We start from the raw sequence: 22,431 nt of genomic DNA on the forward strand, positions 1-22,431 counted from the left end.
CCGGAGTGTGAGTAGTAATGGGTCAGGAAAAGCTATATATCGAAAAAGAACTAAGTTGGCTGTCTTTCAACGAGCGCGTGCTCCAGGAGGCGGCGGACAAAAGCAACCCGCTGATTGAACGTATGCGCTTTTTGGGGATCTACTCCAACAACCTTGATGAGTTTTACAAGGTGCGCTTTGCGGAACTCAAGCGTCGCATCATCATCAGCGAAGAGCAGGGTTCACACTCACATTCCCGCCATCTGTTAGGTAAGATCCAGTCCCGCGTGCTGAAAACGGATCAGGAGTTTGACGGTTTATATAACGATCTGCTGCTGGAAATGGCTCGCAACCAGATCTTCCTCATAAACGAAAGACAGCTTTCCGACAATCAACAAACCTGGCTGCGCCACTACTTCAAACACTATTTGCGCCAGCACATTACGCCAACGCTGATAAACCGCGACACCGATCTCGTCCAGTTTCTGAAAGATGATTACACCTACCTGGCGGTAGAAATTATTCGCGGCGACGAAATCCGCTATGCGCTGCTGGAAATCCCGTCCGACAAGGTGCCGCGCTTCGTCAACCTGCCGCCGGAGGCGCCTCGCCGCCGCAAGCCAATGATCCTCCTGGACAATATTCTGCGTTTCTGTCTGGAAGATATTTTTAAAGGCTTTTTTGACTACGATGCGCTTAACGCCTATTCGATGAAGATGACGCGCGACGCAGAGTACGACCTGGTGCACGAAATGGAGTCGAGCCTGCTGGAGCTGATGTCTTCAAGCCTCAAGCAGCGTTTGACCGCCGAACCAGTTCGCTTTGTTTATCAGCGCGATATGCCAGACGCGATGGTGGAAATGCTGCGCCAGAAGCTCTCTATCTCCCGTTATGATTCTATTATTCCGGGCGGGCGCTACCATAACTTCAAAGATTTCATCAGCTTTCCGAACGTGGGCAAAGCCAACCTGGTGAATAAACCGCTGCCCCGTTTGCGCCATATCTGGTTTGATAAATTCCGCAATGGCTTTGACGCCATTCGCGAGCGCGATGTATTGCTTTATTACCCTTACCACACCTTTGAACATGTGCTGGAGCTGCTGCGCCAGGCCTCGTTCGACCCAAGCGTACTGGCGATTAAGATTAATATTTACCGCGTGGCGAAAGATTCCCGCATTATCGACTCGATGATCCACGCTGCGCATAACGGTAAAAAAGTGACGGTGGTGGTGGAGTTGCAGGCGCGCTTTGACGAAGAGGCGAATATTCACTGGGCGAAGCGCCTCACCGAAGCGGGGGTTCATGTTATTTTCTCCGCGCCCGGGCTTAAAATTCACGCCAAACTTTTTCTTATCTCCCGTAAAGAGGGCGAAGAAGTGGTGCGTTACGCCCACATCGGCACAGGTAACTTTAACGAAAAAACCGCGCGGATTTATACCGACTATTCGTTACTTACCGCGGATGCGCGCATCACCAATGAAGTGCGCCGCGTCTTTAACTTTATCGAGAACCCCTACCGCCCGGTAAGCTTTGACTATCTGCTGGTTTCGCCGCAAAACTCCCGGCGCCTGCTTTATGAGATGATCGATACGGAAATTGCCAACGCGCAGCAGGGTCTGCCTTCCGGCATTACGCTAAAACTGAATAACCTGGTTGATAAAGGGCTGGTGGACAGACTTTACGCGGCCTCCAGCGCTGGCGTGCCGGTAAACCTGCTGATCCGCGGCATGTGTTCGTTGATTCCTGAACTGGAAGGGTTGAGCGATAATATTCGCGTTATCAGCATCGTAGACCGCTACCTTGAGCACGATCGCATCTATATTTTCGAACGCGGCGGCGACAAACAGGTCTATCTCTCTTCCGCAGACTGGATGACGCGTAACATCGATTACCGTATTGAAGTGGCCGCGCCGCTCCTTGATCCTCGACTCAAGCAGCGGATCCTGGATATTATCGACATCTTGTTCAGCGATACGGTTAAAGCCCGCATTATCGATAAAGAACTAAGCAATCGTTACGTGCCGCGCGGCAACCGCCGAAAAGTGCGTGCGCAGTTAGCGATTTACGACTATCTCAAATCACTAGAGCAACCTGACTGATACTCTATGCCGATAAACTCACAAGCTCCGCGACCGCAGGAATTCGCTGCGGTCGACCTCGGCTCTAACAGCTTCCACATGGTCATCGCCCGCGTCGTGGATGGCGCGATGCAAATCATCGGACGACTGAAACAGCGTGTGCATCTGGCCGACGGGCTGGACGCCAACAATATGCTGACAGAGGAGGCCATGGAGCGCGGCCTCGCCTGCTTGTCGCTCTTTGCAGAAAGGTTGCAGGGGTTTTCCCCCGCTAACGTCTGTATCGTCGGCACCCATACTTTGCGCCAGGCGACTAACGCGCCGGAGTTCCTCAAGCGCGCCGAACAGGTTATCCCCTACCCTATTGAAATCATCTCGGGCAATGAAGAAGCGCGTTTGATTTTTATGGGCGTGGAACATACGCAGCCGGAACGCGGACGCAAGCTGGTTATTGATATTGGCGGCGGCTCTACAGAGCTTGTTATCGGCGAAGATTTTGAACCGCAGCTGGTGGAAAGCCGCCGCATGGGCTGCGTCAGTTTCGCGCAGCACTTTTTCGCCAACGGCGAGATAACGCCGGATAACTTCCGCCGCGCACGCCTCGCAGCGGTGCAAAAACTGGAAAGTCTTGCCTGGCAGTATCGCTTACATGGCTGGAGCGTCGCGCTTGGCGCGTCGGGCACCATCAAAGCAGCGCATGAAGTGCTGCTGGCTATGGGCGAAAAAGACGGGCTTATCACTGCGGATCGCCTGGACAAGCTGCGTGATGAAGTTCTGAACTATAAAAGCTTTACTTCTTTAACGCTGCCAGGGCTTTCCGAAGAGCGTAAAGCGGTATTCGTGCCCGGTCTCGCTATTCTTTGCGGCGTGTTCGACGCGCTGGCAATCCGCGAGCTTCGCCTTTCGGATGGCGCATTGCGCGAAGGGGTGCTTTATGAGATGGAAGGCCGCTTCCGCCATCAGGATATCCGCAGCAGAACCGCGCAGAGCCTTGCCAATCAGTACCATATTGACCGCGAGCAGGCTAAGCGGGTGCTGGATACCACCACTCAAATGTACGACCAGTGGCAAGCGCAAAACCCGAAGCTTGCCAACCCGCAGCTGGCGGCGCTGATGAAATGGGCCACCATGCTGCATGAAGTGGGCCTCACCATCAACCACAGCGGCATGCATCGCCATTCCGCCTATATTCTACAACACAGCGATCTGCCGGGCTTCACGCAGGAACAGCAGGCGCTAATGGCGACGCTGGTGCGTTATCACCGCAAGGCTATCAAGCTTGACGAACTGCCGCGCTTCACGCTCTTTAAGAAAAAGCAGTATTTGCCGCTGATTCAACTGCTGCGTCTTGGCGTATTGCTCAATAACCAGCGCCAGGCGACGACTACGCCGCCTACGCTGGTGCTGGAAACAGACGATAATCACTGGACGCTGCGTTTCCCGCATGACTGGTTCAGCCAGAATGCGCTGGTCATGCTCGACCTGGAGCGCGAACAGCAGTACTGGCAAGATGTCACCGGATGGCGTCTGACCATTGAAGAAGAAGTTAGCCCTGAAGCGGCGGCTTAAGCATTGTTAAAGGAGCGCATTACGCGCTCCTTTTTATTTATTTGCGACCAGCGTCTCAAGCGGTTGCGGATGCCCAATCAGAAACCCCTGCAAATAATCTATGCCTAATTCGCGAACCAGCGCGGCCGTCGCCTCGTTCTCGACATATTCCGCCACAATCTGCATTTTTTTCATGCGCGCCAGGCGGCACATAGATTCAACTATCTGGTAATCCAGGCTGCTGGCGGCGAGGTTGCGAATAAAGCTGCCGTCGATTTTCATAATATCAGCGTCAATATTTTTAAGGCGGGCATAGCTGGCGTAGCCGGTTCCAAAGTCATCAATGGCAATACGGCAACCCATGGCGCGCAAGCGCTGCACGTTTTGATGCGTTTGGTCGTAATTGGTCAAAGAGCTGCTTTCGGTTATTTCGAAAATAAGCTGCCAGGGTTCAATCTGATACCGCGCCAACAGCCCCTGGACCTCGTTCGGGAAAAGCGTTCTGCAAAGCGAAGAGGTGGTGAGGTTTACGGCGAACCGGCTGCCAGGCAGTTTTTCACGCCATTGCGCCATAAACGCCAGCGTATTTTCCAGCACCATCAGGTCAATACGCGAAGAGAGACCAAATTCCTGAGCGACAGGTAAAAACCGCTCTGGCAGTACTCTTTCGCCATTCTGGCTCTGCATCCTCAGTAAGACTTCGTAGTAATCATCGCCGCGCATGCCAGCTATAGGCTGCGCCATCAGGACAAACTGATTATTGTCCAGCGCGTTTTGCAGCTGGTTGAGCATTTCAACCTTGCTCTTCACGGCTTGTTGAACGTGATTCGCGCCGCGATCCTGCATGCTTTCAGGTCGATTGCTGGTCAGCGAGAGATCGGCCATGGTGCTCATTTCGCCCAGTAATAAATGCAAATGCGTAACAGGCGAGCGGACAAAACTGTAGCTTATGCCTACCTGCGGTTGCAGCGGCATACCGTCCCACATAAAACGAAACTGCTTAATGTGTTGCGCGAGCCTGTCGATACGCTCCGGGTGCGATTCAGTGCGCAGACGCAGCACCATGTCATGCCCGGAAAGCTGATAGGCCAGCTCGCCCGGTTCCATCACATCACGCAACCAGGCCGCCATTCGCTGTTTGTAGTAGACACGGAGCATTAATCCGTAATTGCGTCCCAGCAGATCCAGCTCCGGGATGCGCATAAAGCAGAGTATCGACCATGGCGTATCGGCAAGATCGCGGCTGAGCGCCCGTAAATTTGGCAGGTGAAACAGCGGATCAACCAAAGCCAGACGTCTTCCGCGCTGATGTACGAAACGCTGTCGCGTAGCGGTTAGCGCCATAAAGATAATAACCAGCGAGAAAATACCGTAACTCGAAGAGTTAATTACCAGCTGGAAATCATAATTAGGTGTTGTTGGAAAGTAGCGATAAAAATAGTGACACAGCAGGATAAGCAGCGGCGTCCAGACGCTAATAACAAGAAAATAGCCGAAGCGCATTGCGCCCCACAGCATCAAAGGAAGCAACAGCGAGAGCGAATAACTTGTACTGAATATAGAAGACTCAGGACTTAGCGGCAGCAGTAATAAAAGAAGTAACCCCGCCAGCAAACTAAGCCATATGCCTGCTTCAACCTTAGTGACGCGTTTATCGCACTGGGCGCGCATCTGGCTGATAAAAGCATAAAAATAACGAGGGTGCCGCGTAAGACGAATAATTAAAGAAAACAGAGGGATCCCGGTAAGACACCCCACCAGCACCGCCTGATAATTTACCAGCGTTAACAAGGTAAACGGGTTTTCGCCCATAAGTTGCGCATGTTGATCGTATAAACCAAAGAAGGTCGAAAACTGGTAAAAGAGCATAAAAAGCGTGGCGTTAACAAATACCAGCCAGAAAAGTCGTTGCCCGATAGCTTTTGAGTACCAGCCAGAGACCGGCGCCGTTCGGGTTGCGAAAACCCGGTATCCTCCCCAGCTCAGTAAAGTGGGCACCAAAAAGTGGATAACGGTAATCAGCAAATCGCTCTTACAGCGCAGGGAATAATAGTTAACCACTAAACTCAGCACTATGCCCGGCAGCGCCGCCCAACCATAAAAAAGTAACAGCGTGGTGATCAGCGACAGCGGGAGAAAATAAAGAATGACCGGCGCGTCATTGACCCAGGTCAGGGTGCTACAGTAACGCGCAAAAGGCAGCAAAACGAACGGCAGAAGTAAGGGCAGCCCCCACCATTTTTCTTTATATAATTTCAGCGTGTTAATCAGTTGCATAGATGCCCGGTTAAAACCTCTTTTCCTGCGAGGCGTTGAGGGCAAGCATCCAACCTTGCCGAAAGAGACTACAACAGGCGTAGTCGTTGCGAAACGGAATGAAATTTTAGTTAAGGAGAGAGATTAATAATTGATATATATCAATTTATGCCTCTCTCTATTTACACTTTTTGCGCATTGCTTATAAAAACTATTTTATTACTAATATGAAATTTTTTTAGATAACAACCAGTAATCTTTACTTGACCTATTTTTACGTGATGAAGAATTGACCCCTCCGCCGCGCTGTGCCTTAATAGTGAAGTCGCCCGCAGTTGTCGGGCAAACCTGAAGGAAACTGGTGTGACACAGGCCACCTCCCCCTTACGAATACGAAAACGACACCGCTTTAACAGTCGCATGACCCGCATTGTACTGCTTATCAGCTTTTTCTTCCTTTTTGGCCGCTTTGTTTACTCAGCCGTAGGCGCATGGTATCACTACCAGGACAAAGTACAGGCGCAACAATCCAGTCTGACTATCGAAACCACGTCGCAACGCTGACCGCTATTCTATCCTGAGATGACACTGCCCTGACGGCGCGGTGGGCTTATTTTTGCCTTTAGTCCGGCTTAACAGGCATTACGCTGCTGTCATGCCAGCCCGCTGAAAGTGCAAACCAGCTATCATCGAGGCTTACTTTTTATAAAGCGATTCGAACAGGTGATATCGCACGTTTCCTTATGCCTGTCTGCTTCCGGTTGCGTTTATCCTGCTGGCGTTCCTGCTTGCCTGGCGCCAGTGCCCGAGAGCAGGCACAGTGAGTAAGATGATGAGATATAAAAAAACCCCCTGCTTGCACAGAGGGTTTACTATCAGGCCAAATAGCTATGATGAAAAATAGCTGAACAGCGGCTTATTCCCACTCAATCGTAGCCGGTGGCTTACCGCTGATGTCATAGACTACGCGGGAAATGCCGTTCACTTCGTTGATGATACGGTTGGAAACGCGGCCCAGGAAGTCATAAGGCAGGTGTGCCCAGTGCGCGGTCATAAAGTCGATAGTTTCCACCGCACGCAGGGAAACAACCCAGTCGTATTTACGGCCATCGCCCATGACGCCTACGGAGCGTACCGGCAGGAACACGGTGAACGCCTGGCTCACTTTGTCATAGAGATCCGCTTTACGCAGCTCTTCGATGAAGATCGCGTCGGCACGGCGCAGCAGATCGCAGTACTCTTTCTTCACTTCTCCCAGTACGCGTACGCCAAGGCCCGGCCCCGGGAACGGGTGACGGTACAGCATATCGAACGGCAGACCCAGTTCGAGACCGATTTTACGCACTTCATCTTTGAACAGCTCTTTGAGCGGTTCAACGAGCCCCATCTTCATCTCTTTCGGCAGGCCGCCTACGTTATGGTGAGATTTAATCACGTGCGCTTTACCGGTAGCGGAAGCGGCGGATTCAATCACATCCGGGTAGATGGTGCCCTGCGCCAGCCATTTCACATCTTCAAGCTTCAGCGCTTCTTCATCAAACACTTCAACAAAGACGCGACCGATGATTTTGCGCTTCGCTTCCGGGTCGTTTTCACCCGCCAGCGCTTCGAGGAAACGCGCTTCCGCCGGTACATGAACAATGTTCAGGCCGAAGTGGTCGCCAAACATGTCCATCACCTGTTCCGCTTCATTCAGGCGCAGCAGGCCGTTATCAACGAATACGCAAGTCAGACGGTCGCCAATGGCGCGGTGCAGCAGCATGGCGGTTACAGAGGAATCCACGCCGCCGGAGAGGCCAAGGATCACTTTGTCGTTGCCTACCTGCTGGCGAATGCGCTCCACTGCGTCATCGATAATCTTCGCCGGGGTCCACAGCGCTTCACACTGGCAGATATCGCGCACGAAGCGCTCCAGCATACGTAAGCCCTGGCGGGTGTGAGTCACTTCCGGGTGGAACTGCACGCCGTAAAAGCGTTTCTCTTCATTAGCCATAATGGCGAACGGGCTGGTTTCGGTGCTGGCGACGGTCACGAAGTCAGACGGGATAGCGGTAACTTTATCGCCGTGGCTCATCCATACGTCCAGCAGCGGGTTGCCGCTCGCGCTCAGCGCGTCTTCGATGCCGCGAACCAGCGCGCTGTCGGTTTTTACTTCTACCTGCGCATAACCAAATTCACGCTCGTTTGAACCTTCAACATGGCCGCCCAACTGCATAGCCATGGTCTGCATGCCGTAGCAAACGCCCAGCACCGGCACGCCCGCTTCAAACACATACTGCGGCGCGCGCGGGCTGTTCTCTTCGGTGGTGCTTTCCGGACCGCCGGAGAGAATAATCCCGTTCGGGTTAAATTCACGGATCTGGGCTTCAGTCACATCCCATGCCCAGAGTTCGCAATAAACGCCCAGTTCACGGACGCGGCGGGCGACAAGCTGCGTGTACTGCGAGCCGAAATCAAGAATGAGAATGCGATGTTTATGGATATTTTCCGTCATTGACGCTAATTCCGAGGCAAGTGCAATTAAAGTAAATCGCCCGGCGCATGGCCGGGCGAGGAAAATCAGGAGCCCATGCGGTAGTTCGGGGACTCTTTGGTAATGGTTACGTCGTGTACGTGGCTTTCCTGAATGCCCGCGCCGCTGATACGCACAAATTCCGCCTTAGTGCGCAGCTCGAGGATAGTACCACAGCCGGTCAGGCCCATACAGGAACGCAGGCCGCCCATCTGCTGGTGAATAATCTCTTTCAGACGGCCTTTATACGCTACGCGGCCTTCGATACCTTCCGGCACCAGCTTGTCAGCAGCGTTATCGGTCTGGAAGTAACGATCGGAAGAACCTTTAGACATCGCGCCGAGCGAGCCCATACCGCGATAGGATTTATAAGAGCGGCCCTGATAAAGCTCGATTTCACCCGGCGATTCCTCGGTGCCTGCCAGCATAGAGCCAACCATGACCGCGCTCGCGCCTGCGGCAATCGCTTTGGCGATGTCGCCGGAGAAGCGGATACCGCCGTCGGCGATAACCGGAATGCCGGTGCCTTCCAGCGCTTCAACCGCGTCTGCAACGGCGGTAATCTGCGGTACGCCCACGCCAGTAACGATACGGGTGGTGCAAATAGAGCCAGGACCAATGCCCACTTTCACTGCGCTAACGCCCGCGTCCGCCAGCGCTTTTGCGCCCGCCGCCGTGGCCACGTTGCCGCCGATAATTTGCAGATCCGGGTATTTGGCGCGCGTTTCGCGAATACGCTGCAACACGCCTTCGGAATGACCATGAGAGGAGTCGATAAGCAGCACGTCAACGCCTGCCGCTACCAGCGCGTCCACACGCTCTTCGTTGCCCGCGCCCGCGCCCACTGCCGCGCCAACGCGCAGGCGGCCCTGCTCGTCTTTACAGGCGTTCGGCTTACGTTCCGCTTTCTGGAAGTCTTTAACGGTGATCATGCCGCGCAGATGGAAACTTTCATCCACTACCAGCGCTTTCTCAACACGTTTTTCGTGCATTTTGGCGAATACGACTTCACGGGATTCGCCTTCGCGCACGGTGACCAGGCGGGATTTCGGCGTCATGTAAACGCTGACCGGCTGAGAAAGGTCAGTCACAAAACGCACGTCGCGACCGGTGATAATGCCCACCAGCTCGTTGTCTTCAGTCACAACCGGGTAACCTGCAAAGCCGTTACGTTCGGTCAGCTCTTTCACTTCGCGAAGCGTAGTGGTCGGCAATACGGTCTGCGGGTCAGTTACTACGCCGCTTTCATGTTTTTTCACGCGGCGAACTTCTTCCGCCTGGCGCTCAATAGACATATTTTTGTGAATAAAGCCGATGCCCCCTTCCTGCGCCAGGGCAATAGCCAGACGCGCTTCGGTAACGGTATCCATCGCAGCGGAAAGCATAGGGATGTTCAGGCGGATCGTTTTGGTCAGCTGCGTGCTGAGATCGGCCGTATTCGGCAGGACGGTAGAATGAGCGGGAACGAGGAGAACGTCGTCAAACGTTAAAGCTTCTTTAGCGATACGTAGCATGGGCAATATCTCAACCTGGGGTGAATGAGAACAGATAAAATATTGCCGCGGCATTATACAGAGCGTAACCGATTGCTTCCACATTTTTTTACGCTAAATGCTTGCGATTGAACTGAACGGCGTTACTATCGATGCATTAACCCGCTGATTTAGAATTTGATCCAGCTCACATGTTACCTACGCAAAATTCCGGAATTTTTACCGTCAGCCGTCTGAATCAGACAGTCCGCCTGCTGCTGGAACAGGAGATGGGTCAGGTCTGGATAAGCGGTGAAATCTCCAACTTCACCCAGCCTGCCTCTGGTCACTGGTACTTTACGCTGAAGGATGATTCGGCCCAGGTGCGCTGCGCTATGTTTCGCAACAGCAACCGCCGCGTCACTTTCCGCCCGCAACACGGCCAGCAAGTGTTAGTACGCGCTAACATCACGCTTTATGAGCCGCGCGGCGACTACCAGATAATCGTTGAGAGCATGCAGCCTGCGGGTGAAGGGCTTTTACAGCAGCGCTACGAACAGCTTAAACAGCGTCTCGCCGCTGAAGGGCTGTTCGATCAGAGCCTGAAAAAACCGCTCCCCTCCCCGGCTCGCCAGGTTGGCGTTATTACTTCAAAAACCGGCGCGGCGCTCCATGATGTGCTGCACGTGCTGCAACGCCGCGACCCGTCGCTGCCGGTGGTTATCTATCCAACAGCTGTACAGGGCGAAGATGCGCCGGGGCAAATCGTTCGCGCTATTGAACTCGCCAACCGCCGGGACGAATGCGACGTGTTGATCGTCGGTCGCGGCGGCGGCTCGCTGGAAGATTTATGGAGTTTTAACGACGAGCGCGTGGCGCGGGCGATTTTCGCCAGCCGTATTCCCGTTGTTAGCGCCGTCGGCCATGAAACGGATGTGACTATCGCCGATTTTGTCGCTGACCTGCGCGCCCCGACGCCTTCCGCCGCCGCCGAGATAGTCAGCCGCAACCAGCTTGAACTGCTGCGCCAGATCCAGTCGCAGCAGCAGCGTCTGGAGATGGCGATGGACTACTTCCTCGCCAGCAACAACCAGCGCTTTACGCGCCTGCATCATCGTCTGCAACAGCAACACCCGCAACTGCGGCTGGCACGCCAGCAGACCGAGCTGGTGCGGCTGAAACAGCGTCTTGATACGGCTGTGGATGCCCGATTGCGTCGCGCTTCGCTGCAACAACAGCGTCTTTCGCAGCGTCTTTCACAGCATACGCCGCTGCCTCGCATCCACCGTTTGCAGACCCGTCTGCAACAGCATGAATATCGGTTATCGCAGCTAGTGAGCGCGCGGCTTGGCGCTTCCCGAGAACGTTTTGCTACGCTCGCGGCGCACCTCGAAGCTGTAAGCCCCCTTGCGACGCTGGCCCGCGGCTACAGCGTAACGCAGGCGCAAGACGGCAAACTGCTTAAGCAAACGCAGCAGATTAAACCGGGCGACACTCTTACCACCCGGCTTGCTGACGGCATAGTGGAAAGCCAGGTTACCGCCATCGCGCCGGTAAAAAAAACGCGTAAACCTAAAAGCGCCTGACGCGGCGGCGCTTCGCCAACTATACTGCTGCTGTTCCTTTTTTAATCGGCACTTCCCGCCAGAAGGAGAGCAGCATGTCATCATCCCGTTACCGCAGCGTTATTCCTCCCTACATCCTTCGTCGCATTATCGATCACGGCACAGAATATCAGCAGCGCTACGCCCGCCAGACGCTGACCCACGTGCAGACGCTGATGGCCGAAGGCCATGCGAAACCGCACGCCCCGCAGGCTGTCGCTAAAGGCGAACTTATTCGCGATATTTATGACGCCAATAATACCCAGTCCCTGCCGGGCGAACCGGTGCGTAAAGAAGGCCAGCCGTCGAACGGCGACGTGGCGGTGGATGAGGCCTATGACTATCTCGGCGTAACCCATGACGTTTTCTGGAAGTGTTATCAGCGCGATTCGCTGGATAACAAAGGTCTGGTGCTGAGCGGCACAGTGCACTACGGCGAGGATTATCAGAACGCTTTCTGGAACGGTCAGCAGATGGTGTTTGGCGATGGCGACGGCGAAATTTTTAACCGCTTTACCATCGCCATCGATGTGGTGGCTCATGAACTGAGTCACGGCGTAACGGAAACCGAAGCCGGGCTGATTTACTTTGAGCAGGCGGGCGCGCTGAACGAATCGCTCTCCGACGTTTTCGGCTCGCTGGTGAAGCAATATCATCTTGGCCATACGGCGGACGAAGCAGACTGGATAATCGGCGAAGGGCTGCTGGCGCCCGGCATTCATGGCCGCGGCCTGCGCTCAATGGCGGAACCCGGCACCGCTTATGACGACCCGCTTTTGGGTAAAGATCCCCAGCCTGCGCACATGAAAGATTTTATTAAAACGCGTGACGATAATGGCGGCGTGCACCTGAACTCCGGCATACCGAACCGGGCGTTTTATCTGGCGGCGAAAGCGATTGGCGGCTATGCCTGGGAAAAGGCGGGCTACGCCTGGTATGACACAGTTTGTGACCGCTCACTTGCGCAAGACGCCGATTTCGCTGCCTTTGCAAAGCTGACGATTGAACATGGCGGCAGACGCTCCGGCGACAGCGTCGCCCGTGCTATAGAAGCGGCCTGGAAACAGGTGGGGGTGCTGTGATGAACGAACTGCCGACGCTGACGGACGATGCCGTTATTGAGCTGGCGCGCGAAGGCGGCGTGGCGTTCATCCCTCGCCTGAGCGGGCTGCGGCGGATCATTCTCGCGCAGCTTAACGAGACGCAGCGCCAGCGTATCGTTAACATCCTTCAGCAGACGCTGCCGGTAGCGAAACCGCCTGGCGAGCCAGATTCGCCAGGCCGCGGCGACCAACGCTATTACCGCATCCAGATTACCTGGACGCATCACAACAGCGCCCACTACGCCGACGTTATTGTTCTGGTGCCGGAAACAAAAGCGCCGCCGGAGCTGGAAGAGCTGTGGCGGCGCGGCGAAGATTGCGTCTGTGATTAACGTGCGACCGGCTGCCAGTCGACGCGCTTTTTCGAAATAAGGCCGTGGCCGTTGCGACAAAAGTAGTCCACCGCGCCGCAGGCCTTCATCACCTCAAGCGGCTGATGACAATCCGGGCAACGCGCCTCCAGCAGGAAGTCTTTATCACAGCTGACGCAGCGCGCGCCCGTTTCAGTTTGTTCCAGCGGCTGGTTGCAGACCGGGCAGTTCACGTCCATAACGCCTCCTTCGGTAGTTAAAATCAGCGCAGTATAAATGACCACGCTGATGGGCTTTTCTCTCTCACCTTAAGTGAAGATAATCGCCGCTTACTTGCCTTTCTTAATGTGTTTAATCAAACGCTTACGTTTACGCATCTGGTTTGGTGTTAAGGTGTTGCGCTTGTTCGCAAACGGGTTATCCCCTTCCTTGAACTGAATGCGGATCGGCGTTCCCATCACTTCCAGCGATTTGCGGAAGTAGTTCATCAGATAGCGTTTATAGGAATCAGGCAGATCCTTCACCTGGTTGCCGTGGATAACCACAATCGGCGGGTTATAACCGCCGGCGTGGGCATATTTAAGCTTCACGCGACGCCCGCGCACCAGCGGCGGCTGATGGTCTTCCGCCGCCATGTTCATAATGCGGGTGAGCAGCGCGGTGCTGACACGACGGGTGGAGCTGTCATACGCTTCGCGCACTGATTCGAACAAATTGCCGACGCCGCTGCCGTGCAGGGCGGAAATAAAGTGCACGCGGGCGAAATCGATAAAGCCCAGACGGTAATCGAGCGTCTCTTTAACCTGCTCTTTCACTTCCTGGCTCAGGCCATCCCATTTGTTAACGACAATCACCAGCGAGCGGCCGCTATTGAGGATAAAGCCAAGCAGCGACAGATCCTGGTCAGAAATCCCTTCATGGGCGTCGATAACCAGCAGCACCACGTTTGCGTCTTCAATCGCCTGTAACGTTTTGATGACCGAAAACTTTTCCACCACGTCGGTGATTTTGCCGCGCTTGCGCACGCCCGCAGTATCGATAAGCACATACTCGCGGCCGTCACGCTCCATCGGAATGTAAATACTGTCGCGCGTGGTGCCGGGCATATCGTAGACCACCACGCGGTCCTCGCCGAGAATACGGTTAGTAAGTGTAGACTTACCAACATTAGGGCGGCCGACGATGGCGAGCTTGATGGGCAGATCCTGCGGGTTGAAGTCGTCCTCTTCTTCTTCGGCTGCTTCGCCGTTTTGCTCCGCTTCAAACTGCGCCCAGTATTCAGCCTCTTCGTCCACTTCTTCCGGCGGATTAACGTCATCCATCCACGGCATCAGCACTTGTTCAAGCAGGCTGGTCACGCCGCGACCGTGCGAAGCGGCAATAGGGTGAATTTCGCCAAGGCCCAGCGAGTAGAAATCAACGACCGCCTGGTCCGGATCCAGCCCATCGGTTTTGTTAGCGACAAGAAAGGTCGGCTTTTCACGGCTGCGCAAATGCTTTGCGATAGCCTCGTCCGCCGGCATCAGGCCAGCGCGGGCATCAACCATAAACAGCACAACATCTGCTTCTTCAATCGCCAGCAGCGACTGTTCCGCCATGCGTGTTTCCACACCCTCTTCCGTGCCGTCAATACCTCCGGTATCGATGCAGATAAATTCACGGCCTTCCACTTCAGCACGACCATACTTGCGATCGCGAGTCAGCCCCGGGAAATCCGCGACCAGCGCATCACGGGTGCGGGTTAAGCGGTTAAAAAGGGTGGATTTTCCGACGTTAGGGCGCCCGACCAGCGCGACCACAGGTACCATTATCAAAGCCTCATTACTAAAAAACAGTGTTAAACCCGGCCGAATTAGCAGGGTTTCAGAAAACAGGAAACGGCCCCTGTGCGATTCAGGAGCCGTTTTTCTGTGCTACGCCCGTTATTATTAACGCGTAATCGCGTAGAGCGTGCCGTCTTTCGCCTGAATCAGCAGTTTGTCGTTCGCGACAACCGGCTCCGTAAGGAAGCCTGAGCCGTCCACCTTCTGCTGTGCGACAAAGCGACCATCATCGGTGTTGATCCAGTGCATATAGCCTTCGCTATCGCCCACCACCAGATAACCATTATACAACGCTGGCGCGGTGAGGTTGCGGTGCAGCAGATCGCTTTGCGTCCAGAGCGTGACGCCGCCTTCGGTATTAAGCGCCAGCAGACGATCGTTCTGGTCGACCAGGTAAATGCGCCCGCCGTCCACAATGAAATCATTCACTGAGCCCAGCTCGCGTTTCCACATAATCTGGCCGGAACGCAAATCCAGCGCCGTCAGGTTGCCGTTATACGCCAGGGCGTAAACCACGCCGTTAACCACAACCGGCGTTGTATCCACATCGCTCAGGCGATCAATTTCCGTTGCGCCTGTCGCCTGCGAGATACGCTGCTGCCAGATCATCTGGCCCTGCTGCATCAGTACCGCGCTGACGCGGCCGTTATCGCCGCCAACGATAGCCGCGCCATAAGCGGACGTCGGCGCAGATTCGCCGCGCAGCGAAAGCGAAGGCATATCCAGGTTAACGGTCCATTTTACCGCGCCGTCGCTCTCATTTAACGCTTGCAGGATGCCGTTACTGGTATGCACCAGCACCAGACCGTCGCTCACTACCGGGCGGGAGAGCGCTTCGCCCGCCACGCGGGTTTGCCATGCAATGGTGCCGTCTGCGGTATTCAGCGCATAAATCTGCGCTTTTTCGCTGCCGATATAAGCATGGGCGCCCGCCACAGTCACGCCGCCGGACAGCAGCGCCGGACGATTACGTGAAAGCCAGCCGGTTTTCTCAGAGAGATCGACGCGCCACACCTCTTTACCGTCAGCGATATTCATCGCCTTAACGATGCCGTGACGGTCCGCCGCATAAACGGTGTCATCAAGAAACGCCGGGTGCAGATTGGAGTAAAAATCGCCAATCCCGTCGCCTACGGACGTGCTCCACGCCGTTTGCGGATCAAACTGATTCTGTACCGTCGGCAACGGCGACATCTTCACAACATCTTCTTCACCGCTGAACAGTGAACACCCGCTTAACAGCGTAACGGAAAGCAGCCCTGGCAGAAGTAATTTACGCAATTGCATCGGGTCCCTCTCAGACGGACAAGTTATTGATTTTCATCTGGATCATTTCACGAAGCGCCGGGGAGCTATCGCTCTCTACTCCTTTGCTCCACGCCTCGCGCGCGCCCTGCTTGTCGCCTTTGCTCAGCAGCGCTTCGCCGCGCAGGTCGGCGACAATCGCCGTCCAGCCTGCGCCTTTTACCGCATCCAGCGTTTTCAGCGCCGCGTCAGCCTGTTTAAGCTGAACCTGAACGCGCGCCAGACGCAAATTGATAAGCGCCTGTAGATTTTCATCTTTTGTGCTCTCCAGACCTTGCTGGAGCTGTGCGGCAGCTTTGTTGAGATCGTTTTTATCGACGTATTGCTGAGCAAGCTTCAGCGATGCCAGCGCGCCGTAGTTATTTTTGTTCTGCGCTGCAAATTGCTCTACAGCAGTAATCGACTGCGGATTATCGGCGCGCACGCCAGAGACAGCATTGTCATAAGCCAGCGACGCGCTGCGCGCTGAATCAACTTCATGGCTTGTCCAGTAGCGCCAGCCTACCAGCGCGCCAATTCCTAACACCACCCCGACCGCCAGCGCTTTGCCATTCTCGGCAAAGAAACGCTTCACGGCATCGACCTGGTCGTTTTCGTTCTCGTAGATTTCCACGCTGTCCTTCTCCTTAACGATAAATCGCCGGGGACATTAACCCAGCAGCGTCTGTAGGTGGGTCGCAACCTCGCTTTGCGCGACGGTTTGCTGCTCGCCTGAACGCAAGTCCTTCACCACGACCTGACGGTTCGCCACTTCATTTTCGCCGAGCACCAGTGCAACGCGAGCGCCCCACTTGTCCGCACGGGCGAACTGCTTTTTGAAGTTGCCGCCGCCGTAGTTCGTCATCAGTTTGCCTGCCGGGAACGCATCGCGTACCGCTTCAGCCAGCAGCATCGCCGCCGTCTGCGTACCGTTGCCGGAAGCAACCAGGTAAATATCGACAACAGAATCGGCTTTAAATTCCGGGTTGACCGCCTGAACCAGTAAAACGAGGCGCTCAAGGCCCATCGCGAAACCGACAGCCGGCGCTGCGCGGCCGCCCAGTTGCTCAACCAGGCCATCGTAACGGCCGCCCGCGCAAACGGTGCCCTGCGAACCAAGACTGGTGGTCACCCATTCAAATACGGTGCGGTTGTAGTAATCCAGGCCGCGCACCAGACGCTGGTTAACGGTATACCCGATGCCCGCCGCATCCAGATAAGCGCACAGGCCAGCGAAATGCTCGCGGGACTCCTCATCCAGATAGTCGCCAAGCTTCGGCGCATCATTCAGCAGCGTCTGCACGTCCGGATTTTTAGAATCCAGCACGCGCAGCGGGTTGCTGTACATACGGCGCTTGCAGTCTTCGTCGAGCTTATCAACATGCTGTTCAAGGAAAGCCACCAGCGCGTCGCGATAGCTGGCGCGCGCGTCGAGCGAACCAATAGAATTGAGTTCCAGAGAAACGTGGTCGGCGATACCCAGCGCGCGCCACCAGCGGGCGGTCAGCATGATCAATTCCGCGTCGATATCGGGCCCTTGCAGGCCAAACACTTCCACGCCCAGCTGATGGAACTGGCGATAGCGGCCTTTTTGCGGGCGCTCGTGGCGGAACATGGGGCCGATATACCACAAGCGCTGTTCCTGATTGTACAGAAGACCGTGTTCAATACCGGCGCGCACGCAGCCCGCGGTGCCTTCAGGACGCAGGGTCAGGCTATCGCCGTTGCGGTCCTCAAAGGTGTACATCTCTTTTTCAACCACGTCGGTAACTTCACCGATAGCGCGTTTGAATAACGGGGTCTGCTCTACAATCGGCAAACGAATTTCGCTGTAACCGTAGCTGCCGAGCACCTGTTTGAGTGTGCTTTCAATGCGCTGCCAGATGGCGGTTTCGCCCGGCAGGTAATCGTTCATGCCGCGAATGGCTTGAATGTTTTTTGCCACGTTTATTCTCTTATTGAATACAAAAAATGAACCCGAATCAGGCCCGCTGCAAAATCGCGACGCGCCATGCGGGTTCAATCATACACGGGAAGCCAGACGCTTCCCAGTTGCCTTATTTTTCCAGCTGCTGAACGCTGATGCGCTGGCTCTCATCGAGCATAGCGGCTTTAGCGCGGATCTTCGCTTCAAGCTGGCTTATCATCTCTTCATTGTCGAGACGATCTTTGCGCACGCCTTCTTCATAAAAACCGCTCTTCTTATTGCCGCCGGTTACGCCAAGCGTGGAAACCAGCGCTTCGCCCGGTCCGTTCACCACACAGCCAATAATAGAAACATCCATTGGCGTAATGATATCTTCCAGGCGCTGCTCCAGCGCGTTCACGGTGCCGATAACGTCAAACTCCTGGCGCGAGCAGGTCGGGCAGGCGATGAAGTTAATGCCGCGGGAACGGATACGCAGGGATTTAAGAATATCGAAGCCGACTTTGATCTCTTCTACCGGATCGGCCGCAAGCGAGATGCGCAGCGTATCGCCGATCCCTTCAGAGAGCAGTAATCCAAGGCCGATCGCCGATTTCACAGCGCCTGCGCGGGCGCCGCCTGCTTCAGTGATCCCAAGATGTAAAGGCTGCTCGATCTGCTTAGCTAACAGGCGATAAGACTCTACGGCCAGGAACACATCAGAGGCTTTTACACTCACTTTGAACTGATCAAAGTTCAGGCGATCGAGATGATCGACATGACGCATGGCGGATTCCAGCAGGGCCTGCGGCGTGGGTTCGCCATATTTTTCCTGAAGATCCTTTTCCAGCGATCCGGCGTTGACGCCGATACGGATAGGAATATTTTTATCGCGCGCGCAGTCTACTACCGTGCGGATGCGCTCTTCATTGCCGATATTGCCGGGGTTGATACGCAGGCAATCCACACCATACTCCGCCACTTTCAGGGCGATACGGTAGTCGAAGTGAATATCAGCCACCAGCGGCACGCTGACCTGCTGCTTGATAAGCCTGAACGCCTCGGCGGCGTCCATCGTCGGGACCGATACGCGTACGATATCGGCGCCAACACGCTCAAGCGCTTTGATCTGATTGACCGTCGCCTCCACATCTGTGGTACGGGTATTGGTCATCGACTGAACGGCGATGGGGGCGCCATCGCCGACAGGCACATTGCCTACATAAATACGTTTGGACTTTCTGCGTTGAATCGGCGCTGCGTTATGCATGAAATTTCTCCCTCACTGCCCGTCTGTTACTGCGTTACTGATTGTTCGGCATTGAGGGTCAGACGAGCAACCTGGTTAGTTCTGATAAAACGGCTTAAATCAACAGGTTTTCCCTGATACTGAATCTGAACCGCGGATGGCGCGCCAATTTTCAGCTTGTAAGGCGCTTGGCCTGAAAGGTTGAGGTTAGCATCCTTACGTTGCAAACCGCTGAACAATTTCTTACCGGTTGCGTCAGTGACCTCAAGCCAGCAATCGGCGGTGAAGTTCATGACCAGCGCGTTAGCCTCTGCCGCAGGCGCGGTAACGGCCTGGTCTACCGGCAGTTGACCGTTCGCAGCCGCAGGCTGCTGCGCTGCGGTTGTGGTGTCAACATTCGCCTGGCTCGGCGATACGACCGCAGGCTGCTGCGGCTGTACCGGAACGGTAGCTGGGGTGTTATTTTGCGCGGTAGCGTCCGGCGCTGGCGCAGAAGAAGGGGTGGTTTCTGCCGGCAGGTCGGCAGGCGGCGTGGCCTGCGCTGTGGATTGATCCTGGGCGCCTGAAGCCTCGCCCGTATTCAGCGGAACGGCCTGACCGCCGCTGGCATTCAGCTCAGCGCTTGACTGGTCGGCCATAGTGGTAATCTCTTCCTGTTGCGCTTTGTGGTTTTGCCACCACCAGGCGCCAGTCAGGCCGACGACCACAAACAGGATGAGCCATGTGAAGCTCATCAGCCAGCCGTCACGTTTTTTGCGTCTTTTGCCCAGCGCGTAAGTCTGCATTGGCGCGACTTTCGCCGTTTTAACCGGTACCTGCTTCGCCATCATCGGCAGCAGTTCTTCTTCCGGAATATGCACCAGACGCGCATAAGAACGGATGTAGCCACGCAGGAAAGTCGATGCCAGATCGGCAGGCGCTTTATCCTCTTCGATATCGCGAACCGTCGACAGCTTCAGGCAAAGGCGTTCCGCCACTACCTGCTGGCTAAGTCCGAGTTGTTCACGGGCCAGACGAAGACGTTCGCCCGTGGTATGTGCTGCATTTTGTTCGTGAGTGGCTTCAGTATTCATTAGCTACAACTGCTGGTACTGTTTTAATTAAGAAACCAGGCACCGGCCGGCAACTCTACGGTTTCCTGTATTGCCCGCCCGTACCGCGAAAACTGCCTTTGCTCATTGAAGCCGTCGTGCTGCCAGTCTTAACGCAAGCCCAGGGCCTTTTCGCCGCTAAACTCGCCATCTTGTTAACGCACGCGCTTCTGGTCAGTTAACCATAGCCAGCTTTTTATGCCCTGTCTGTTTTATGAACAGATAACAGCCAGAATTGGCAAAGCTAAACTGTTGTTGCGACGCTACATACTGCCTCAAAGCGAGAAGAAACGCACCGTAATTATTTACAACTTACGCTTCTTTATTATGCAGACGACACGCCGCGATAATACTCCCCGGCGTGCCGCCATGACTGCCTGTCAGACTGCTTTAACAGCGATAGGTTCACCCTGCATACGCTTACGCATAGTGCGTTTAGTACGGTCAATCACATCGCCCGCCAGCTGGCCGCAAGCGGCGTCGATATCATCGCCGCGCGTTTTACGCACGATAGTGGTAAAACCATAGCTCATCAGCACCTTACAGAAGCGATCGATACGGCTGTTGGAGCTACGCCCATAAGGGGCGCCCGGGAAGGGGTTCCACGGAATAAGGTTGATTTTGCATGGCGTATCTTTCAGCAATTCTGCCAGTTGATGCGCATGTTCCGTCCCATCGTTAACGTGATCGAGCATGACATACTCGATGGTCACGCGGCCCTGGTTCGCATTGGATTTTTCCAGATAACGACGCACTGCCGCCAGGAAAGTCTCAATATTGTATTTTTTATTGATGGGGACGATTTCATCGCGAATTTCGTCGTTAGGCGCGTGCAGCGAAATAGCCAGCGCCACATCAATCATATCGCCAAGTTTGTCCAGCGCCGGGACCACGCCCGAAGTAGAGAGCGTTACGCGGCGTTTCGACAGGCCGAAGCCGAAATCATCCAGCATAATTTCCATGGCTGGCACCACGTTGGTGAGGTTAAGCAACGGCTCACCCATGCCCATCATCACAACGTTAGTGATAGGACGCTGACCGGTCACTTTCGCTGCGCCAATAATTTTTGCCGCGCGCCACACCTGGCCAATAATTTCCGAAACGCGCAGGTTACGGTTAAAACCCTGCTGCGCCGTAGAGCAAAATTTACACTCCAGCGCGCAACCAACCTGTGAAGAGACGCACAACGTAGCGCGATCGTCTTCCGGAATGTAAACCGTTTCCACGCGTTGATCGCCTACCGCGATAGCCCATTTAATGGTGCCGTCTGAGGAGCGCTGTTCTTCCACAACCTCCGGCGCGCGGATTTCCGCAACCTCTTTGAGCTTACCGCGCAACACCTTGTTGATGTCGGTCATCTCATCGAAGTCATCGCTGCAATAGTGATACATCCATTTCATTACCTGATCGGCGCGAAAAGGCTTTTCGCCAAGCGTCTTGAAGAATTCGCGCATTTGCTGACGATTCAGGTCGAGCAGGTTGATTTTTTCGGCTTTGGAAGCGGTGGAAACTGAGGCAAGCTCAGGTGTGACAATGTGTTCAGACATAATGTATTCCGGCCTCGTTATTACACGTTATGGCCCCTGGAGGGTTAAAAAGAGACGCCCCGGTGAGCAAACATGCTCGTCCGGGGCGCAGCATTGTACAAATTCTCTGGCACGTATGCCATCGCTTAAAGCGGCAGCGAAAAAATAAAGTTTCCGCGCCGCTTCGGTTGTACAGCGATTAGCGGGTACGCGGGCAGACTTCGCCTTCGCCGAAGAAGTAGGCGATTTCGCGAGCGGCGGATTCTACAGAATCGGAACCGTGGGTGCCGTTTTCAGTGAAGCTGTCAGCGTAGTCAGCGCGCAGGGTGCCTGCCAGCGCGTTAGCCGGGTTGGTTGCGCCCAGCAGGTCGCGGTGACGCTGTACCGCATTTTCGCTTTCCAGTACAGAAACCACGATCGGGCCGGAGGTCATAAATTCCACCAGGCCATCAAAGAACGGTTTACCTTCGTGCTCAGCATAGAAGCCGCGCGCCTGTTCAACGCTCAGGTGCAACATTTTGGTGCCTACGATTTTGAAACCTGCGGATTCAAAACGAGCAAAGATGCTGCCAATAACGTTTTTTGCTACGGCGTTCGGCTTGATGATGGAAAAAGTACGTTCAATTGCCATGATTACCTCTGTAAGTTGTTCTGTTTACCGGGCGGGCCGGAATGAAATTGGCGCCGAT

18 protein-coding genes are annotated in these 22,431 nt (G+C 54.9%); 6 read left to right on the top strand and 12 right to left on the bottom strand.

The features are described 5' to 3' along the window. The first annotated feature begins 17 nt into the window (after positions 1-17). The gene (gene ppk1 / locus DW56_RS14250; RefSeq protein ID WP_024553599.1) at positions 18-2,078 is read left to right on the top strand and encodes a polyphosphate kinase 1; all 2,061 of its coding nucleotides are present in this window, start codon (positions 18-20) and stop codon (positions 2,076-2,078) included. A gap of 6 nt (positions 2,079-2,084) precedes the next feature. After that, positions 2,085-3,626, top strand: coding sequence for an exopolyphosphatase (ppx, locus tag DW56_RS14255; protein ID WP_024553598.1), 1,542 nt, complete (start codon positions 2,085-2,087; stop codon positions 3,624-3,626). A gap of 33 nt (positions 3,627-3,659) precedes the next feature. On the opposite strand, the gene DW56_RS14260 is transcribed toward ppx, so the two are convergent. Then, positions 3,660-5,882 (bottom strand): sensor domain-containing phosphodiesterase, encoded by a 2,223-nt coding sequence (locus tag DW56_RS14260; RefSeq protein ID WP_024553597.1) that lies wholly within the window; start codon positions 5,880-5,882, stop codon positions 3,660-3,662. A 342-nt stretch (positions 5,883-6,224) separates the two neighbouring features. Between DW56_RS14260 and DW56_RS21755 the strand changes: the two genes are divergently transcribed. Further along, entirely contained in the window at positions 6,225-6,425 is a 201-nt protein-coding gene (locus DW56_RS21755) for a YfgG family protein (RefSeq protein ID WP_071789787.1), read from the top strand. Between the two features lie 352 nt (positions 6,426-6,777). Here the strand turns inward: DW56_RS21755 and guaA are convergent, their stop codons facing one another. Next, positions 6,778-8,355, bottom strand: a complete 1,578-nt coding sequence (gene guaA / locus DW56_RS14265) for a glutamine-hydrolyzing GMP synthase (protein ID WP_024553595.1) — start codon at positions 8,353-8,355, stop codon at positions 6,778-6,780. A 65-nt stretch (positions 8,356-8,420) separates the two neighbouring features. Next, complete coding sequence (guaB, locus tag DW56_RS14270) at positions 8,421-9,887, bottom strand: IMP dehydrogenase (RefSeq protein ID WP_024553594.1); 1,467 nt, start codon at positions 9,885-9,887, stop codon at positions 8,421-8,423. Between the two features lie 170 nt (positions 9,888-10,057). On the opposite strand from guaB, the gene xseA reads away from it, so the two are divergent. From xseA to DW56_RS14285, 3 genes are all read left to right on the top strand, one after another. Further along, positions 10,058-11,431: an exodeoxyribonuclease VII large subunit gene (xseA, locus tag DW56_RS14275; protein WP_024553593.1), complete on the top strand. Its 1,374-nt coding sequence runs from the start codon at positions 10,058-10,060 to the stop codon at positions 11,429-11,431. 74 nt (positions 11,432-11,505) lie between these two features. Then, a complete protein-coding gene (locus DW56_RS14280) occupies positions 11,506-12,531 on the top strand; it encodes a M4 family metallopeptidase (protein WP_024553592.1) in 1,026 nt (341 codons plus the stop codon). Then, positions 12,531-12,884, top strand: a complete 354-nt coding sequence (locus DW56_RS14285) for a protealysin inhibitor emfourin (protein WP_024553591.1) — start codon at positions 12,531-12,533, stop codon at positions 12,882-12,884. Before DW56_RS14280 ends, DW56_RS14285 begins: the two co-directional genes overlap by 1 nt. Here the strand turns inward: DW56_RS14285 and DW56_RS14290 are convergent. From DW56_RS14290 to ndk, 9 genes are all read right to left on the bottom strand, one after another. After that, on the bottom strand, positions 12,881-13,102 hold the full coding sequence (locus DW56_RS14290) for a zinc ribbon domain-containing protein (protein WP_024553590.1): 222 nt from the start codon (positions 13,100-13,102) through the stop codon (positions 12,881-12,883). The two genes, DW56_RS14285 and DW56_RS14290, sit on opposite strands and share 4 nt — an antisense overlap. Before the next feature lie 90 nt (positions 13,103-13,192). Next, a complete protein-coding gene (gene der / locus DW56_RS14295; RefSeq protein WP_035890052.1) occupies positions 13,193-14,671 on the bottom strand; it encodes a ribosome biogenesis GTPase Der in 1,479 nt (492 codons plus the stop codon). A 120-nt stretch (positions 14,672-14,791) separates the two neighbouring features. After that, positions 14,792-15,973, bottom strand: a complete 1,182-nt coding sequence (gene bamB / locus DW56_RS14300; protein WP_024553588.1) for an outer membrane protein assembly factor BamB — start codon at positions 15,971-15,973, stop codon at positions 14,792-14,794. A gap of 10 nt (positions 15,974-15,983) precedes the next feature. Further along, positions 15,984-16,604, bottom strand: a complete 621-nt coding sequence (locus DW56_RS14305) for a YfgM family protein (protein ID WP_024561966.1) — start codon at positions 16,602-16,604, stop codon at positions 15,984-15,986. A gap of 36 nt (positions 16,605-16,640) precedes the next feature. Then, positions 16,641-17,915: a histidine--tRNA ligase gene (gene hisS / locus DW56_RS14310; RefSeq protein ID WP_024555258.1), complete on the bottom strand. Its 1,275-nt coding sequence runs from the start codon at positions 17,913-17,915 to the stop codon at positions 16,641-16,643. Between the two features lie 112 nt (positions 17,916-18,027). Then, complete coding sequence (gene ispG / locus DW56_RS14315; RefSeq protein WP_024555257.1) at positions 18,028-19,146, bottom strand: flavodoxin-dependent (E)-4-hydroxy-3-methylbut-2-enyl-diphosphate synthase; 1,119 nt, start codon at positions 19,144-19,146, stop codon at positions 18,028-18,030. 26 nt (positions 19,147-19,172) lie between these two features. After that, positions 19,173-20,198 carry a cytoskeleton protein RodZ gene (gene rodZ, locus DW56_RS14320; protein WP_024555256.1) on the bottom strand — a complete coding sequence of 342 codons (1,026 nt, stop codon included), beginning with the start codon at positions 20,196-20,198 and terminating at the stop codon, positions 19,173-19,175. A gap of 398 nt (positions 20,199-20,596) precedes the next feature. After that, positions 20,597-21,763 carry a dual-specificity RNA methyltransferase RlmN gene (rlmN, locus tag DW56_RS14325; RefSeq protein WP_024555255.1) on the bottom strand — a complete coding sequence of 389 codons (1,167 nt, stop codon included), beginning with the start codon at positions 21,761-21,763 and terminating at the stop codon, positions 20,597-20,599. Positions 21,764-21,941: 178 nt separating this feature from the next. Then, the gene (gene ndk, locus DW56_RS14330; protein WP_024555254.1) at positions 21,942-22,373 is read right to left on the bottom strand and encodes a nucleoside-diphosphate kinase; all 432 of its coding nucleotides are present in this window, start codon (positions 22,371-22,373) and stop codon (positions 21,942-21,944) included. Between the last annotated feature and the right edge of the window lie 58 nt (positions 22,374-22,431).

Source organism: Franconibacter helveticus LMG 23732, assembly GCF_000463115.2.
GTDB lineage: Bacteria > Pseudomonadota > Gammaproteobacteria > Enterobacterales > Enterobacteriaceae > Franconibacter > Franconibacter helveticus.

What these genes read in the sequence shown, in the direction of transcription:
- ppk1 (WP_024553599.1), top strand. Translation starts at nt 18, where the DNA reads ATGGGTCAGGAAAAGCTATATATCGAAAAAGAACTAAGTTGGCTGTCT.
- ppx (WP_024553598.1), top strand. Translation starts at nt 2,085, where the DNA reads ATGCCGATAAACTCACAAGCTCCGCGACCGCAGGAATTCGCTGCGGTC.
- DW56_RS14260 (WP_024553597.1), bottom strand. Translation starts at nt 5,882, where the DNA reads ATGCAACTGATTAACACGCTGAAATTATATAAAGAAAAATGGTGGGGG.
- guaA (WP_024553595.1), bottom strand. Translation starts at nt 8,355, where the DNA reads ATGACGGAAAATATCCATAAACATCGCATTCTCATTCTTGATTTCGGC.
- guaB (WP_024553594.1), bottom strand. Translation starts at nt 9,887, where the DNA reads ATGCTACGTATCGCTAAAGAAGCTTTAACGTTTGACGACGTTCTCCTC.
- xseA (WP_024553593.1), top strand. Translation starts at nt 10,058, where the DNA reads ATGTTACCTACGCAAAATTCCGGAATTTTTACCGTCAGCCGTCTGAAT.
- DW56_RS14280 (WP_024553592.1), top strand. Translation starts at nt 11,506, where the DNA reads ATGTCATCATCCCGTTACCGCAGCGTTATTCCTCCCTACATCCTTCGT.
- DW56_RS14285 (WP_024553591.1), top strand. Translation starts at nt 12,531, where the DNA reads ATGAACGAACTGCCGACGCTGACGGACGATGCCGTTATTGAGCTGGCG.
- DW56_RS14290 (WP_024553590.1), bottom strand. Translation starts at nt 13,102, where the DNA reads ATGGACGTGAACTGCCCGGTCTGCAACCAGCCGCTGGAACAAACTGAA.
- der (WP_035890052.1), bottom strand. Translation starts at nt 14,671, where the DNA reads ATGGTACCTGTGGTCGCGCTGGTCGGGCGCCCTAACGTCGGAAAATCC.
- bamB (WP_024553588.1), bottom strand. Translation starts at nt 15,973, where the DNA reads ATGCAATTGCGTAAATTACTTCTGCCAGGGCTGCTTTCCGTTACGCTG.
- ispG (WP_024555257.1), bottom strand. Translation starts at nt 19,146, where the DNA reads ATGCATAACGCAGCGCCGATTCAACGCAGAAAGTCCAAACGTATTTAT.
- rodZ (WP_024555256.1), bottom strand. Translation starts at nt 20,198, where the DNA reads ATGAATACTGAAGCCACTCACGAACAAAATGCAGCACATACCACGGGC.
- rlmN (WP_024555255.1), bottom strand. Translation starts at nt 21,763, where the DNA reads ATGTCTGAACACATTGTCACACCTGAGCTTGCCTCAGTTTCCACCGCT.
- ndk (WP_024555254.1), bottom strand. Translation starts at nt 22,373, where the DNA reads ATGGCAATTGAACGTACTTTTTCCATCATCAAGCCGAACGCCGTAGCA.